At 46.5% G+C, this 15874-nt stretch carries 13 protein-coding genes; 10 read left to right on the forward strand and 3 right to left on the reverse strand.

Annotated elements, in window-relative coordinates; translation table 11 throughout:
• Positions 1 to 146 precede the first annotated feature (146 nt).
• The gene (locus tag D2V93_RS03650) at positions 147 to 614 is read left to right on the forward strand and encodes a DinB family protein (protein WP_119618435.1); all 468 of its coding nucleotides are present in this window, start codon (positions 147 to 149) and stop codon (positions 612 to 614) included.
• On the opposite strand, the gene D2V93_RS03655 is transcribed toward D2V93_RS03650, so the two are convergent.
• Positions 611 to 1354 carry a DUF3298 and DUF4163 domain-containing protein gene (locus tag D2V93_RS03655; RefSeq protein ID WP_119618436.1) on the reverse strand — a complete coding sequence of 248 codons (744 nt, stop codon included), beginning with the start codon at positions 1352 to 1354 and terminating at the stop codon, positions 611 to 613. The two genes, D2V93_RS03650 and D2V93_RS03655, sit on opposite strands and share 4 nt — an antisense overlap.
• Positions 1355 to 1439: 85 nt before the next feature.
• Between D2V93_RS03655 and D2V93_RS03660 the strand changes: the two genes are divergently transcribed.
• From D2V93_RS03660 to D2V93_RS03675, 4 genes are all read left to right on the forward strand, one after another.
• Positions 1440 to 2588 carry a cystathionine gamma-synthase gene (locus D2V93_RS03660; protein ID WP_119618437.1) on the forward strand — a complete coding sequence of 383 codons (1149 nt, stop codon included), beginning with the start codon at positions 1440 to 1442 and terminating at the stop codon, positions 2586 to 2588.
• A gap of 128 nt (positions 2589 to 2716) precedes the next feature.
• On the forward strand, positions 2717 to 4060 hold the full coding sequence (gene gdhA / locus D2V93_RS03665; protein WP_072876157.1) for an NADP-specific glutamate dehydrogenase: 1344 nt from the start codon (positions 2717 to 2719) through the stop codon (positions 4058 to 4060).
• 88 nt (positions 4061 to 4148) lie between these two features.
• Entirely contained in the window at positions 4149 to 4868 is a 720-nt protein-coding gene (gene recO, locus D2V93_RS03670; protein ID WP_119618438.1) for a DNA repair protein RecO, read from the forward strand.
• Entirely contained in the window at positions 4852 to 7290 is a 2439-nt protein-coding gene (locus tag D2V93_RS03675; protein WP_245978082.1) for a TonB-dependent receptor, read from the forward strand. The genes recO and D2V93_RS03675 overlap by 17 nt, the downstream gene beginning before the upstream one ends.
• A 173-nt stretch (positions 7291 to 7463) precedes the next feature.
• Here D2V93_RS03675 and D2V93_RS03680 read toward each other — a convergent pair whose 3' ends face one another.
• On the reverse strand, positions 7464 to 7745 hold the full coding sequence (locus D2V93_RS03680) for a hypothetical protein (RefSeq protein ID WP_072876151.1): 282 nt from the start codon (positions 7743 to 7745) through the stop codon (positions 7464 to 7466).
• Between the two features lie 182 nt (positions 7746 to 7927).
• Between D2V93_RS03680 and ileS the strand changes: the two genes are divergently transcribed.
• The 4 genes from ileS (at position 7928) to D2V93_RS03700 (ending at position 13049) form a co-directional block, all read left to right on the forward strand.
• On the forward strand, positions 7928 to 11329 hold the full coding sequence (ileS, locus tag D2V93_RS03685; RefSeq protein WP_119618440.1) for an isoleucine--tRNA ligase: 3402 nt from the start codon (positions 7928 to 7930) through the stop codon (positions 11327 to 11329).
• Between the two features lie 3 nt (positions 11330 to 11332).
• On the forward strand, positions 11333 to 11716 hold the full coding sequence (locus tag D2V93_RS03690; protein WP_072876149.1) for a TraR/DksA family transcriptional regulator: 384 nt from the start codon (positions 11333 to 11335) through the stop codon (positions 11714 to 11716).
• 88 nt (positions 11717 to 11804) lie between these two features.
• Entirely contained in the window at positions 11805 to 12365 is a 561-nt protein-coding gene (locus D2V93_RS03695) for a hypothetical protein (protein WP_245978083.1), read from the forward strand.
• A 33-nt stretch (positions 12366 to 12398) separates the two neighbouring features.
• Positions 12399 to 13049, forward strand: a complete 651-nt coding sequence (locus D2V93_RS03700; RefSeq protein ID WP_119618442.1) for a lipoprotein signal peptidase — start codon at positions 12399 to 12401, stop codon at positions 13047 to 13049.
• Here D2V93_RS03700 and D2V93_RS03705 read toward each other — a convergent pair.
• Positions 13037 to 13600 (reverse strand): 5-formyltetrahydrofolate cyclo-ligase, encoded by a 564-nt coding sequence (locus tag D2V93_RS03705; protein WP_119618443.1) that lies wholly within the window; start codon positions 13598 to 13600, stop codon positions 13037 to 13039. The two genes, D2V93_RS03700 and D2V93_RS03705, sit on opposite strands and share 13 nt — an antisense overlap.
• 472 nt (positions 13601 to 14072) lie before the next feature.
• On the opposite strand from D2V93_RS03705, the gene uvrC reads away from it, so the two are divergent.
• Positions 14073 to 15863, forward strand: a complete 1791-nt coding sequence (uvrC, locus tag D2V93_RS03715; protein ID WP_119618445.1) for an excinuclease ABC subunit UvrC — start codon at positions 14073 to 14075, stop codon at positions 15861 to 15863.
• Positions 15864 to 15874: the final 11 nt, after the last annotated feature.

Consider the following 15874-nt stretch of genomic DNA (forward strand, 5'->3'; position numbering starts at 1 on the left):
CATGAAGAAACTGTAAATTCAACAGCTTTATGAAAGGTTGTTCAAATTGTAAGAAAGGAGTGATTTTATGTATTTTTCATAGATCTGTCTCATATTTTAAAACTAGATTTACGTCAGAAAAAGATTGCTTTTTGAAAAATAAGGTTATGGAAAAGCTGTTTGACATACTCCTAAAGAACAGGAAAATACTGCACGACCATTTGCAGAATACCCCAAAAGAGGACCTGTTCAGGATCCCAAAGGGATTCAACAACAATATTTGGTGGAACATAGCCCATGTGGTGGTAACCCCGCAATTGTTGCTGTACGGTCTTAGTGGCCTGGACTTTACCATTGAAAAGGAATTGATCGACAAGTACCGAAAGGGGACCTTTCCAGATGGGGAGCCGTCCAAGCTGGAGATGGAAAAAATATCGGCCTACCTGTTCAGCACGGTAAAGCTCATCCAATTGGATTACTCACATGGAAAGTTCAAGAACTTCAAGGAGTACATGACAAGCCCTAAAATAGCCTTGGCGAGCCCAGAGGATGCCATTGCGTTCAACGTCTTTCATGAAGGGCTCCACCTGGGGGCCATCGGGGCATTGAAAAAGGCCCTCGAGTTGGATCGTTAGGGTTCTACTTTCAGTTTGAGGTATTTGTTGGCCTCGACATAAGGCAGGGTCAGTACAATGGGTCCATCGGCATACGACGCCACTTCGTATTGGTTATAGATCAGCTGGATACCGTCCGGGGTATAGCCCATATTATAGGGCAAATGAAAAGCATCCCCCTCGAACATAAAGCCCGTAGCGTTGATGTTCTTGTCTTCCGGGACCTTTTCCTGGGTACGGAATTGGGCCTCCGCCAATTTTTCAAACCCTTCGATGTCATCAAAAAGGTCAGGAGTGTCCAGTTCTACCCCTCTTTTCTTGTCAAAGTTCAAAAAGGAAGTGGAGGCATAGCCATGGGCACCACCGGTATAGGAATAGGAATTGACGGACACGGTCACCATGTTGGCATCTTCATAGATCACATCTCCGTTTATTTTTGCTTCCCATGCCATTTCATCGGGAAATTTGGACTTCAGTTCCTTATAGCTATTGGTAAAAGAGGCGATGGCCTTTTCGGCCGTATCGATATCGCCCTGTCCCTCACTAAAGGAAAGAAGACTGATGATTTCTTCGCTCAATGACCGGTTGATGGCCGTTGCCACCGATGACCCATCGATTGCGTTGGGTACATTGATCTCGATGCTAGGGCAGGTTGCGCAAGTCTCCCCGTTGAGCAATAGTGGCTCAAAAGTCAATTGCGATTCGCTCTCACAGCCCACAATGAACCATAGGAATAAGACGGGGGCAAGGATTTTTTTCATAAAAGAGGTTTTTGGGTCTTCAAAAATAAGACTTCATTGATTACTCCGAAAGATAGCGATACATTTGTATGCAGATTGGAACAGGATGAAAAAAGACCTAAAGTTCAACAGCAAGACCATCCATGGAGGTCAGCACCCCGATAAGGCCTATGGTGCCGTGATGCCCCCCATATACCAAACCTCCACTTATGCCCAATCCACCCCCGGTGGACACAAAGGGTATGAATATTCCAGAAGTGCCAACCCGACAAGGACGGCACTGGAGCAAGCCTTGGCCAGCATAGAGAATGGGAACTATGGTATGGCGTTTGCCAGTGGGCTGGCTGCCATCGATGCCGTTCTCAAGCTATTGGGCCCAGGGGATGAGGTCATCTCCACCATTGACCTGTATGGGGGCAGTTATCGGCTTTTCAAAAAAGTGTATGAAAACTATGGGATACGCTTTCGGTTTGTGGAAATGGACAATGTAGAAGCCATAGAGTCCTGCATCAACCAGAACACCAAACTGGTTTGGGTGGAAACCCCCACCAATCCCATGATGAACATTATCGACATCAAGGCAGTGTCTGTACTTACCAAAAAACATGGACTTCTCTTGGCTGTCGATAATACCTTTGCCACACCCTATCTACAACAACCGTTGGACCTAGGCGCGGACATTGTGATGCATTCGGCCACAAAATACTTGGGAGGACACAGCGATGTAGTGGTCGGTGGATTGGTGGTCAAGGACAAACCACTTGCCGATCGGCTGTATTTTATCCAAAATGCCAGCGGTGCAGTGTGTGGCCCAATGGACAGTTTTTTGACCCTCCGGGGGATAAAGACACTGCATGTGCGGATGCAACGACATTGTGAAAATGGGGAGGCCATAGCCAAATATCTGATGGCCCATCCGAAGATTGAAAAGGTCTATTGGCCGGGTTTTGAGACACATCCCAACCACAAGGTGGCCAAGGCGCAGATGAAGGGTTTTGGTGGGATGATATCCTTCGTGCCCAAAGGGAATTATGACGATGCCATAAAGATTGTGGAAAAACTGAAGATATTCACCCTTGCCGAATCGTTGGGAGGAGTGGAAAGCCTGGCGGGACATCCTGCCAGTATGACCCATGCCAGTATCCCTAAAGAAGAGCGTGAGAAAAGCGGGGTGGTCGATGCCCTGATCAGGCTCAGTGTGGGCATTGAGGATGTGGAAGATCTGATAGGCGATTTGGAGCAGGCCTTGACATAATGTTTTGAAAAATTTTCAAAAAACCAGTATTTGAAATATTGAAATAGTATAATTTTGCCCTCAAATTCATAATTCAATAAAAATCACCCCTGAGCCAACGCGAAGGGACATCTAATTTTAATCCGTTTATGGAAGCAAAAATCAAAGCATTTATGGATGAGGTCAAGGCCAGGAACGGCCATGAACCTGAATTCATACAAGCGGTACAAGAGGTGGCGGAAACGGTAATACCTTACATTGCCAAGCACGACATCTATAATGGAAAGAACATCCTCCTGAGAATGGTCGAGCCGGAACGATTGATCTCGTTCCGTGTGGCTTGGGTCGATGACGAAGGAGAAATCCATGTGAACCGCGGATACCGCATTCAAATGAACTCGGCCATAGGCCCCTACAAAGGAGGGCTCCGATTTCACCCCACAGTAAATGCCAGCGTACTGAAATTCTTGGCATTTGAACAAGTATTCAAAAACAGTCTCACCACTTTGCCCATGGGCGGAGGAAAGGGAGGTTCCGATTTTGATCCAAAAGGCAAGTCGGACGATGAGGTGATGCGCTTTTGCCATGCCTTCATGACAGAGCTTTGCCGACACATTGGCCCGAACACCGACGTTCCCGCTGGGGACATCGGGGTGGGTGCCCGAGAGATAGGGTTCCTTTTTGGGATGTACAAAAAAATTCGCAACGAGTTCACGGGTGTGTTGACCGGGAAGGGACTTTCATGGGGAGGATCGCTGATCCGTCCCGAAGCGACCGGTTACGGTACCGTTTACTTTGCCGACAGTATGCTCAAGACCCAAGGAAAATCTTTTGACGGTAAGAAAGTAGTGATATCTGGGTCAGGGAACGTGGCGCAATATGCTGCCGAAAAAGTCCTTCAGATGGGAGGAAAAGTATTGACCCTTTCAGATTCGGGCGGTTATATCTATGACAAGGACGGAATAAACGAGGAAAAACTCGCCTATGTGATGGACTTGAAGAACAACCGTAGGGGGAGGATTTCGGATTATGTTGCCAAGTATCCCTCGGCAGAATTCCACAAAGGGGAAACCCCATGGAAAGTGGCATGCGACATTGCATTGCCCTGTGCCACCCAGAACGAGCTGAACGGGGATGATGCCGCCCTATTGATCAAAAATGGCTGTATCGCCGTGGCCGAAGGAGCCAATATGCCTTCCACTCCGGAAGCCATCCATGCGTTCCACGATGCCAAGATCTTGTTTGCACCAGGCAAGGCTTCCAATGCTGGGGGTGTGGCCACTTCAGGTCTGGAAATGTCCCAAAACTCACTTAGGATCAGTTGGACACGGGAAGAGGTGGATCAGCGATTGAAGGGGATCATGTCCGATATCCACGATGCCTGTATCGAATACGGAAAAGAAGAAGGCGGGTACTGCAACTATGTAAAAGGAGCCAATATTGCCGGTTTCGTAAAGGTTGCGGATGCCATGTTGGCCCAAGGGGTCATTTAGGTCCTTTGACCGAAAATAGTTTTTGATTGGCAGTTACCGGAAGGAGTGCTTATTTTTACACTTCTGGTAACTGCTTCTTTTTTGGCCCATGCAAATCACCACAAAGGCAATCGTTCTTTCCTCACTAAAATATGGAGACACCAGTCTCATCGTTAGGGCATTTACCGAATCCGATGGTTTGAAATCCTATTTGTTGAAAGGGGTATTTTCCACGGGAAAGGGAAAACTGAAACCTGCCTATTTTCTTCCCTTGATGCAATTGGAGGTGGTGGCCAACCACAGGAACAAGGGCACTTTGGAAAGCATTAGGGAAGTTAAGGTGGCGGCACCCTACCGTACCCTCCACACGGACATCCTAAAGAACAGTGTGGTGCTTTTTCTTGCGGAAATGTTGGGGAGCAGCATTCATGAACAAGAACAGGACCAAGGACTGTTCAACTATTTGGAACATGCCCTATTATGGTTGGACGACCATGAACTTCCACCCAATTTCCATATCCTCTTTTTATTGAACCTCACCAAATACCTAGGCTTTTATCCGGATACTTCAATGGAGGAAGCTCCTTTTTTTGATCTTCAGGAAGGGGGATTTTGTGAAACGCCATCACTTAATCCGTTGATACAGAGTGAAAATCTGATGAATTTTAAGAATTTTTTGGGCATGGATTTTGATGCACTTCAGACTGTACAATTAACGAAGTCCAACAGGCGGGAACTCTTGAAAACAGTGATCTTGTATTTTCGGTTGCATGTGCACGGATTCAGGGAACCAAAATCGCTTGCCGTACTAAATGAAGTATTTAATTGAAATGCAGAACCTAAAATCAGCCTCGACCCTAATCTTTTTGCTTTTTTCCGTCACGTTTTATGCCCAACAAATAACCGTTTTGGATGCTGATAGCGGAACACCTGTGGACAATGTGGCCCTGTTCAACAAGGAACAGACCAAGACGACCATCACGGACGCCCGCGGGAACACCGATCTGGGCATTTTTGCGGAAGACGAGAAAATTACCTTTCGTCATATCGGGTATGAGACCTACACGGCTACGAAATCGCAGATTGGCAGGAGGGGCAACCGGGTATATCTCCTCACAAGGGCCGAAGAACTTCAGGAAGTGGTCATGTCCGTTTCCAAATGGGAGCAGCAGAAAAAACGGATTCCCCAGAAAGTGGAGACCTTGGGCGCACGGGACATTTATTTTACCTCGCCCCAGACCTCTGCCGATCTTTTGCAGAACAGCGGTAAGGTGTTTGTACAGAAAAGCCAATTGGGCGGGGGGAGCCCCATGATACGGGGTTTTGCGACCAACAGGCTCTTGCTTTCAGTCGATGGAGTTCGGATGAACAATGCCATTTTCAGGGGCGGTAACCTCCAAAATGTAATATCCATAGACCCTTTTACCATAGCAAAGACCGAGATTACCTTTGGGCCAGGTTCCGTGATCTACGGTAGTGATGCCATTGGAGGGGTCATGAACTTTTATACACAAAGTCCACACTTTTCATATACTGATAGTCTTGCTTTTTCAGGCCATATGGACTATCGGTATGCCTCGGCAAATAAGGAGAACACGGCCCATGTGGATTTTAACTTTGGGCAACGAAAATGGGCATCCTACACCAGTTTCACCTACAACAATTTTGATGATCTGATGATGGGAAAGCATGGTCCCGACTCCTATCTGCGGAACAATTATGTCGTGAGGCGGAACGGCACCGATGTTTTGGTGGAAAATGATGACCCAAGAAAGCAAGTGACCTCCGGTTATGACCAGTTCAACTTTCTCCAAAAATTCGCATACAGGCCCAGTACTTCGTGGAACTATGATTGGGGCCTATACTACTCGGAGACTGCCGATTATTCCAGATACGATAGGTTGATCCGTCCCACCAGCGATGGATTGGGACTCCGTTCTGCGGAATGGTATTATGGTCCCCAAAAATGGTTCATGGGCAATTTTCAGGTCACGCAAAAGGGGAAGAACAAATTTTATGATGGGGTCAAATTGACCACGGCCTATCAATTTTTTGAAGAGAGCCGCCATGACCGTGGGTTTGACGATGTGGAGCTGTATTCCACAAGGGAAAAAGTGGATGCCATTTCCGTGAATTTGGATTTTGAGAACAAGAAAATGGGCAATCTGAATCTCTTTTATGGTGCGGAGTACATTTTCAACAAAGTCCACTCGGAAGGGAGTGTGAAAGACATTGTGACGGATGAAGAGGAATTGACTGCTTCCCGATATCCCGATGGGGCCACGTGGCAGACTTTTGCCGGGTACATTAATGGTGAATATCAAGTGAAACCCAACCTTACAGTACTGTCGGGAATACGGTACAGCCAGGTTTGGGTGGATGCACGGTTTGAAAACACCTTTTATCCTTTTCCGTTTGAAGAAGCCGATATTGTGACCGGGGCACTTACGGGCAGTTTGGGGGTCAGTTGGTTCCCATGGTCCGATTTTCAGGTCACCTTGAACGGTTCTACGGGGTTTAGGGCCCCGAATATTGACGATATCGGGAAGATTTTCGACTCGGAACCTGGTTCCGTGGTGGTGCCCAACCCAGATCTGGAACCCGAATATGCCTATAATGGAGAACTGGGCATCAAGAAGAATTTTGATGATAAGGTGGTGTTCAAGGGGGCCGCATATTATACCTATTTAGTGGACGCTTTGGTCCGAAGGGACTTTACCTTCAATGGGCAGCGAGAGATTGAATACAATGGCGAGCTGAGCAATGTGCAGGCCATTCAAAATGCGGCCAAGGCCTACGTTTATGGATTTGAATTCGGGCTGGAAGCCTACTTTGATGAACATTGGTCGCTGTTGTCCAACCTTACCCTCACGGAAGGCACGGAAGAAGATGACAGCGGCATGGACACGCCTGCCCGACACGCGGCCCCGACGTTTGGCGACGCACACCTGATCTGGCAGAACCAAAAGCTAAAGGCAGATGTATTTGTCAATTACAATGGGGAGATCAGCAACAAGGGGCTGTCCCTTTCCGAACAAAGCAAGGATTACATGTATGCCAGCGACCGAGACGGAAACCCGTATTCGCCTTCTTGGTACACCTTGAATTTGAGATCGCAATATCAAATTTCCAATGCGCTCAAGGCGACCATGACTTTGGAAAATATGACCAACCAGCGTTACAGGACCTATTCGTCTGGGATAGTGGCACCGGGAACCAATTTAATTTTGGGAGTAGGGTACGTGTTTTAGAAGAAAAAAGACTGTCTAAAAAGTGATTAAATTGTCATTTTGAGCTGTCACCCTGAGCGTAGTCGAAGGGAGAGGCGAAAAATCTCTATTATCAGATAGTTGAATTTTAAAAGATTCTTCATTTCATTCTGAATGACACTTTTTAGACAGCCTTGGTTTGATAACAATGGCTTCTAGATGCTATCAAGGGCCTTTTTGGCGGCCTCTTCCATCTCCTTGCCGGCTTTTTCAAGACTGTCCAAAGCTTTTTCTCCTATTTCCTTGGCGTCTTTGCCCACTTCCTTTGCAGTGTCTATGGCATCGTTGGCGGCCTCTTTCAGGTCTTTGCCAGCTTCCTCAAGGGCCTCACCAGCCTCTTCGGAAGCCTCTTTTGCCTTGTCGGTAGTATCCTTGCAAGAGGTCAGTACGGATACCGATAGAGATAGGGCCATTACGGCAATAAATACTTTTTTCATTTCAACAATGGATTAGTGTTAATGGAAAATCAATATAACAAAAATTTACCTGAAATAGGGATTATCTCCATATCATATTTAGATTAAGGACATTAAGGAAATTCTAATAGGCAATGGGTAGGCCATAATTCCATCTAAATTTATAATTTTGCAAACTTGAATTCTAGAAGAAGTAGCAGTTTATGAAGTTTGCAGAATATAAGGGATTGGATTTGCCCAAAGTGTCAGAAGAAGTTCTGAACTTTTGGAAGGATAAACAGATATTTGAAAAGAGTGTTTCCACTAGGGAGGGCAAGGAAAGCTACGTCTTCTATGAAGGTCCCCCATCTGCAAATGGCATGCCAGGCATCCACCACGTGATGGCCCGTACCATCAAGGATATTTTCCCAAGGTACAAGACCATGAAGGGCTTTCAGGTGAAACGAAAGGCCGGTTGGGACACTCACGGACTGCCCATAGAGATAGGTGTGGAGAAGGAACTTGGCATCACCAAGGAAGATATCGGCAAGAAAATATCGGTGGAGGAGTACAACGCCGCCTGTAAAAAAGCGGTGATGCGCTACACCGATGTCTGGAACGACATGACCGAGAAGATAGGGTACTGGGTGGATATGGACGATCCCTACATCACCTACAAGCCCAAGTACATGGAGTCTGTTTGGTGGTTGCTGAAGCAGATCTACGACAAAGGACTTTTATACAAAGGATACACCATTCAGCCGTATTCGCCAAAGGCGGGTACCGGATTGAGCTCGCACGAGTTGAACCAACCCGGCACCTATCAAGATGTGACGGATACCACGGTAACGGCACAGTTCAAAGCCAAAAAAGACTCGCTTCCCGATTTTCTGAAAAATGTTGAGGGCGATATCCACTTCTTGGCGTGGACGACGACCCCTTGGACCCTTCCTTCCAACACGGCATTGACGGTTGGGCCCAAAATCGAATACGTATTGGTGAAAACCTTCAACCAATATACCTTCGAACCGATTCATGTGGTACTGGCCAAGAATCTGGTCAGCTATAATTTCTCAGGGAAATTTGCCAAGGTCGAGACCACCGAAGAATTGTCCAATTTTAAAGAAGGGGACAAAAAAATCCCGTATTGGGTAGGCCAGAGCTGTTTAGGAAAAGATTTGGTGGGCATTCAGTACGAACAGCTTCTTCCATACGTGTTGCCCAACGACAACCCCGAAAATGCCTTTAGGGTTATTTCTGGGGATTTCGTGACCACAGAAGATGGTACAGGAATCGTACACACGGCACCCACCTTTGGTGCAGACGATGCCCTCGTGGCCAAGCAGGCCGATCCTGAGGTTCCGCCCATGCTCGTAAAAGATGAGAATGGCAACTTGGTGCCCTTGGTGGACCTACAGGGCCGATTCCGTCCTGAAATGGGCGAATTGGCAGGGAAATATGTCAAAAACGAATATTATGACGATGGCCAGGCCCCCGAAAAATCGGTGGATGTCGAGATTGCCATCAAACTAAAGGAAGAGAACAAGGCCTTCAAGGTCGAGAAATATGTCCACAGTTACCCAAACTGCTGGCGAACCGATAAACCCATTTTATACTATCCGTTGAACTCTTGGTTCATCAAGGTGACCGATGTGAAGGACCGAATGTTCGAACTCAACCAGACCATCAACTGGAAGCCGAAGGCAACTGGAGAGGGCAGATTTGGCAACTGGTTGGCCAATGCCAACGATTGGAACCTTTCCCGATCCAGGTATTGGGGCATTCCATTGCCTATCTGGAGAACGGACGATGGCAAGGAAGAACTGATCATTGGTTCTGTGGAAGAGCTGAAGGCCGAAATGGCCAAGGCCGTTGAAGCGGGGGTTTTGGAAAAAGATGTGTTTGCCGAATTTGTGGTGGGCGACATGAGCGAGGACAATTACGACAAGATCGACCTGCACAAGAATATCGTGGACGGCATCACCTTGGTGTCCCCTTCTGGGCAACCCATGAAGCGGGAGGCCGATCTGATCGACGTTTGGTTCGATAGTGGCTCCATGCCCTATGCCCAATGGCACTACCCTTTTGAAAACAAAGAGTTGATCGATGATGGCATTGCCTTTCCGGCCAATTTTATCGCTGAGGGAGTGGACCAGACCCGCGGATGGTTCTATACCCTACATGCCATAGCCACCATGGTGTTCGATAGCATTGCCTACCGCAATGTGGTCTCCAACGGATTGGTACTCGATAAGGAAGGTAAAAAAATGTCGAAACGATTGGGCAACGCTGTAGATCCATTTGAGGTGTTGCCGGAGCACGGACCCGATGCCACCCGTTGGTACATGATCTCCAATGCCAACCCTTGGGACAACCTTAAATTTGATATTGACGGTGTGGTCGAGGTAAAGCGAAAGTTCTTCGGAACGCTCTACAATACCTATTCCTTCATGGCGCTGTATGCCAATATTGACGAATTCAGCTATGCCGAGGCAGAGATTCCTTTGGCGGAAAGGCCAGAGATAGACCAATGGATTTTGTCCGAACTCCACACCTTGATCAAAAACGTGGATGAGGCCTATGCCGATTATGAAGCGACCAGGGCTTCGCGGATGATCTCGGATTTTGTACAGGAAAACCTGAGCAACTGGTATGTGCGCCTGTGCAGGAGAAGGTTCTGGAAAGGCGACTACGGACAGGACAAGATTTCCGCATACCAGACCCTCTATACGTGTTTGGTGACCGTGGCCAAGCTTTCCGCACCAGTGGCCCCTTTCTTTATGGATCGATTGTACAAGGATCTCGATGCGGTCACCGGAAAGGAAGGTTTTGAAAGTGTGCATTTGGCCGGGTTTCCAGCATATGATGTTTCCATGGTGAATGAAAAACTGGAGCGCAAGATGCAGCTGGCACAAAAAATAGCCTCTTTGGTACTTTCCATCCGCCAGAAGGAAAAGATAAAAGTGCGCCAACCCCTGCAAAAAATCATGATCCCGATCTTGAATGCAGAACAGAAAAAGGATATCGAAGCAGTGTCCGGGTTAATCAAATCCGAGGTGAACGTGAAGGAAATCCAGTTGTTGGACGATGCTTCAGGAATTTTGGTAAAGCAAATAAAACCCAACTTTAAGGTCTTGGGCCCGAAATTTGGTAAGGATATGAAAGCCATCGCGGCCAAGGTGAACCAATTGGGGCAGGACGATATCCAAAAAATAGAGCAAGAAGGAGAATTAACACTCCAATTGGAAAATAAAACCGTTAATTTACAGTTAGCCGATGTAGAGATCAGTTCCCAGGATATAGAAGGGTGGCTGGTGGCCAGTTCCGGACCGCTTACGGTGGCATTGGACGTGACGATTGACGAAACCCTCAGAAAGGAGGGGATCGCCAGGGAATTGGTAAACAGGATCCAGAACATCCGAAAGGATTCAGGGTTTGAGGTGACCGACAAGATCGACATCAAGATACTGAAAGACGGACTTGTGGAAAATGCGGTTTCCAGTAATGAGGAATACATCAAGGCAGAGACCTTGACCGCAGTACTCAACTTTGAGGAAGAATTGGACGAAGGCATAGCAATAGCCTTCGACGAAGTCAATACAAAATTGTTTATTCAAAAGCATTAGAACATGGCAGAAGATTTAAAAGTAAGATACTCTGACAAGGACTTGGAGGAATTCAGGATTTTGATCGAGGAAAAAATGGAAAAGGCAAAAAGTCATCTGGAACTTTTGAAGAGTTCCTACATGAACGACGGTAATAACGGCACGGATGATACTTCACCCACCTTCAAGGCTTTTGAGGAAGGTTCGGAGACGATGAGCAAGGAGGCCAACACGCAGCTGGCCATCCGTCAGGAGAAATTTATCCGTGACCTGAAGAACGCCCTTATGAGGATCGAGAACAAGACCTATGGCATTTGCCGTGTGACCGGAAAACTCATCAACAAGGAGCGATTGAAGCTGGTTCCCCATGCCACTTTGAGCATTGAGGCGAAGAACATGCAAAAATAATAAAAGCGCCCTAGGGCGTTTTTTGTTTATGAAGACCCTGTTGTTTTTACCGGCCCTCTTTTTTCTTGTACACCTACACGGACAAAAATTGGTAAAAAAAGCATTCATCGGACCCAGGACCGAATCCATCCAGATAGATGCCCAATATTGCTATCGGATAGACCTTGCCACTTCGCCGACCGATGAGGTGCAGGTATCCGCGAGCATCGAGGGGGAGTATGCCAAAGATTTGTTGGTGTCCATTGAGGAAGAAGGGACAACGGTGTTGGTCAGCGCAGGGTTCCAGCCTATTTTCATCAACCCCAACGACAAGCTCAGTGCCCATAAGGTTGTGTCCATAGCATTGCAGATCAGTGTGCCAGAGTACAAGAAGGTCTCTGTTTATGGAACTAACAGCAATGTCAACGCCATGGGAAAGTATGAAAATCTGCATATCACCCTATCCGATGGGATATGCACTCTGGAGAATGTTTCCGAAACGGTGGAGGTGGCCACCCAAAAAGGGGATATATGGCTCACTGCACCCAGTGGTGACATCCTTGCCGAAAGTACGTACGGGAAGGTAGACCAGGAAACCATACCCTTCGGGGACAACCAATTTATACTGAAGACGGTGGAAGGGCAAATCCATCTCAAGAAAACAAAATAATATCCATATTTTTGCAACCGCTTTACTAAAGAGATGAGTCTAAAAAAATCATTGTTGGTCGTTATTTTGATTCTGATTGCAGATCAAGCAAGCAAAATTTATATCAAGACTAATTTTGTTTACGAACAAACAGAAATAATCTTTTCTTGGTTCAGAATTTATTTTATTGAGAATTCTGGAGCTGCTTGGGGTACCAAGTTGAGCGATTTTTTGCCCATTTCGGAACCGACAGGAAAACTGGTGCTGACCATTTTTAGGATCTTTGCCGTGCTGGGGATTGGCTATTGGCTTTGGGACATTGTGAAAAAGGAATCCCCAAGGACTCTGATTTTGGCTGTTTCGCTCATTTTTGCAGGTGCTGTGGGCAATATCATCGACTCGGTTTTTTACGGGTTGATCTTTGATCACAGCAATGGCCAGGTAGCCACCCTGTTTTCAGATAATCCTTACGGTAGCCTGTTCCATGGCAAGGTGGTGGATATGCTCTATTTCCCGTTGGTAGACACTACATGGCCCGATTGGGTTCCTTCATTGGGGGGTAAGCGCTTCCGCTTCTTTGAACCTGTGTTCAATATCGCCGATACGGCTATCAGTACAGGAGTGGGTATTTTGATCGTTTTCAATAAGAAGGCCTTTCCCAAGCAAGTGGAAAAAGAAGGGGAAACCACTGATCAGAACGCATAGACCTTTTCTGGGGTAATGCAGTAATCCAGTTTCATATCGTTTTCATGCACATCGGTTATGGGTTCTTCTTCGGTCCCAAAAAAGGACAACCCAATTTTGAGGGTATCTTTTCTGCATTTGTCCAGAAAGGTATCATAAAACCCTTTTCCATAACCCACACGGTTGCCCAGGGCATCAAAGGCCAAGAGAGGAATGAAGACCACATCTATTTTTTCTTCGGGGACCACTATACCATCCACGGGCTCTGGAATGCCCCATTTGTTTTTTCTGAAGGCAGTACCGTCGGTCAATAAATAATGGTCCATGGAATTTTCACCGCTTACCTTGGGCACGACAACGTGTTTGTCTTTTCCTTGTAGCAGTGTGATGATGGGGAGGGTATCCACTTCGTTCTGCTCTTCGATGCTTAAAAAGATATGGTAATAAAAAAAATCCCAGATAGGGATTTGGAGTACATGGTTTGCCAAAACCAAACTATAATCTGAGGCTTGTGATGGGCTGATTCCCGTTCTCAGATTCTTGTATTTTTTTCTAAGCTCATGTTTCAACATCTAGGTGTTGAAGATTTTGGGGTTGTTCTGGGGTACAATGGTCTTATTCTCCCTTACTTGCTGAAACGGAGAAGAATATCTTGAAGAAAAGCATCAAGATCAAGTACATTCCCAAAACGATGACATAGTTTTCCATAGGATTGTATTTATACTGTTAAATGTAGGTAAAAGAATTTTAAAACCCACCACGAAATGCACTTTTTATCGGTGAAATGCACCATTTTTTACAACAGTTTAACATTTTTTGGTTTCCCATTATGGATTTTCCCCAGTTTTTTTGTGGAAAAACCCCAGTGTTTCCGTCTCGCCTCAAAAAAGGGAAGGATTGAAATTGATACGGTTGCTATTTCCATAGATCCAAACTGGGCAGATATCAATGCAAAAGGGGAAAGAATCAAGTTTAACAGAAAACACTATAATTAAAATATAACTTTGTTATAAAGTCGAACAGGGTAATTTTTCCAAAAGCCGTATGTCCAACCCACCATCCATCAATGTACAGATAAGCACCTTGCCCGATAACCCCGGGGTGTACCAATTTTATGATGCTGCGGGAAAAATTCTATATGTGGGCAAGGCCAAGAACCTCAAAAAAAGGGTGTCGTCCTATTTCAACAAAAAACAGGAATATGGAAAGACCCGGGTGTTGGTAAAAAAGATCCATACCATAAAACATATCGTGGTCTCTACGGAGTCGGACGCACTGCTGTTGGAGAACAATTTGATCAAAAAGTTGTTGCCCCGCTACAATGTGCTGCTCAAGGATGACAAGTCCTACCCATGGATCTGTATAAAAAATGAGCGTTTTCCGAGGATTTTCCCAACACGTAAACTCATCAAGGACGGCTCCGAATATTATGGTCCATACACCAGCATGAAAACGGTGCGGACCCTTTTGGAGCTCGTGAAGAGCCTTTATCCCCTCCGGACCTGCAACTATGACCTTGCTGAGGAAAAGATTTCCTCGGGAAAGTACAAGGTATGTCTGGAATACCATCTGGGCAATTGCTTGGGCCCTTGCGAAGGACTTCAGCAGGAGAAAGAATACAGCGGACAGATAGAGGACATCCGGCAGATCATAAAGGGCAATCTCAAAAGCTCCCTGCAATCGTTCCGGCAACAAATGAAGGAACTGGCCGATAAAATGGAATTTGAAAAGGCACAGCGGGTAAAGGACAAAATAGATATTCTGGAAAATTACCAGGCGAAGTCTACGGTGGTCAACCCCAAGATCAACAATGTGGACGTCTTTTCCATTATTTCGGATGAGACCCATGCCTATGTGAACTTCTTGCAGTTGTCACATGGGGCCATCATAAGGTCGCACACCATGGAGATCAAAAAGAAATTGGAAGAGACCGATGAGGAGCTACTGCAATTGGCCATCACGGAGATCCGCCAACGATTCCATTCCCGGACCAAGGAAATCTATTTGCCGTTCCCAGTAACGGTGGAGGAAGATGTAAAGGTCACCTTGCCCAAATTGGGCGACAAGCGGAGGATATTGGAATTATCCGAACGCAATGCCCGTTTTTACAGGCAGGACAAGATGAAGCAGATCAAGATCACCGACCCGGACAGGCATACCAAAAGGATCATGGCCCAGATGAAAGCCGATCTTCGGCTTTCTGTGGAGCCCACCCATATCGAATGTTTTGACAATTCAAACATCCAGGGAAGCAACCCTGTGGCCGCCTGTGTTGTCTTTAAGGATGGCAAGCCATCCAAAAAGGACTATAGGCACTTCAACATCAAGACTGTGGAGGGTCCTGACGATTTCGCTAGTATGGAAGAAGTGGTTTTCAGAAGGTACAAAAGATTGCTCAACGAAGATGAATCCTTGCCCCAGCTGATTGTGATTGATGGGGGAAAGGGACAATTGTCATCGGCCCTGAATAGTTTGGAAGCCTTGGATCTTCGGGGAAAGATAGCCATCATTGGTATCGCCAAAAGATTGGAGGAGATTTATTTCCCGGAAGACCCCGTACCTTTATATCTGGACAAGAGATCGGAAACATTGAAGATCATCCAGCAATTGCGGAACGAGGCCCACAGGTTTGGCATCACGCACCACAGGAACAAGCGGAGCAAGGGAGCCATTGGCACTGAACTGGTGGGCATTGAGGGAATCGGGGAAAAAACGGCGGAGCAACTGTTGAAGAGCTTCAAATCCGTAAAACGCATAAAGGAAGCTTCGATGGAGAGCCTTGCAGAGGCTGTGGGGATGGCAAAGGCCAAAAAAATTTATAAATCCTTTCATTAGTGAACCATGCA

This window comes from Flagellimonas taeanensis (genome assembly GCF_003584105.1).
Taxonomy (GTDB): Bacteria; Bacteroidota; Bacteroidia; order Flavobacteriales; family Flavobacteriaceae; genus Flagellimonas; species Flagellimonas taeanensis.

Coding starts and splice junctions, on each gene's coding strand:
- D2V93_RS03690 (WP_072876149.1), top strand. CDS start 11,333: ATGGCAGAAGATTTAAAAGTAAGATACTCTGACAAGGACTTGGAGGAA.
- D2V93_RS03680 (WP_072876151.1), bottom strand. CDS start 7,745: ATGAAAAAAGTATTTATTGCCGTAATGGCCCTATCTCTATCGGTATCC.
- uvrC (WP_119618445.1), top strand. CDS start 14,073: ATGTCCAACCCACCATCCATCAATGTACAGATAAGCACCTTGCCCGAT.
- gdhA (WP_072876157.1), top strand. CDS start 2,717: ATGGAAGCAAAAATCAAAGCATTTATGGATGAGGTCAAGGCCAGGAAC.
- D2V93_RS03650 (WP_119618435.1), top strand. CDS start 147: ATGGAAAAGCTGTTTGACATACTCCTAAAGAACAGGAAAATACTGCAC.
- D2V93_RS03675 (WP_245978082.1), top strand. CDS start 4,852: ATGAAGTATTTAATTGAAATGCAGAACCTAAAATCAGCCTCGACCCTA.
- D2V93_RS03660 (WP_119618437.1), top strand. CDS start 1,440: ATGAAAAAAGACCTAAAGTTCAACAGCAAGACCATCCATGGAGGTCAG.
- recO (WP_119618438.1), top strand. CDS start 4,149: ATGCAAATCACCACAAAGGCAATCGTTCTTTCCTCACTAAAATATGGA.
- D2V93_RS03705 (WP_119618443.1), bottom strand. CDS start 13,600: ATGTTGAAACATGAGCTTAGAAAAAAATACAAGAATCTGAGAACGGGA.
- D2V93_RS03655 (WP_119618436.1), bottom strand. CDS start 1,354: ATGAAAAAAATCCTTGCCCCCGTCTTATTCCTATGGTTCATTGTGGGC.
- ileS (WP_119618440.1), top strand. CDS start 7,928: ATGAAGTTTGCAGAATATAAGGGATTGGATTTGCCCAAAGTGTCAGAA.
- D2V93_RS03700 (WP_119618442.1), top strand. CDS start 12,399: ATGAGTCTAAAAAAATCATTGTTGGTCGTTATTTTGATTCTGATTGCA.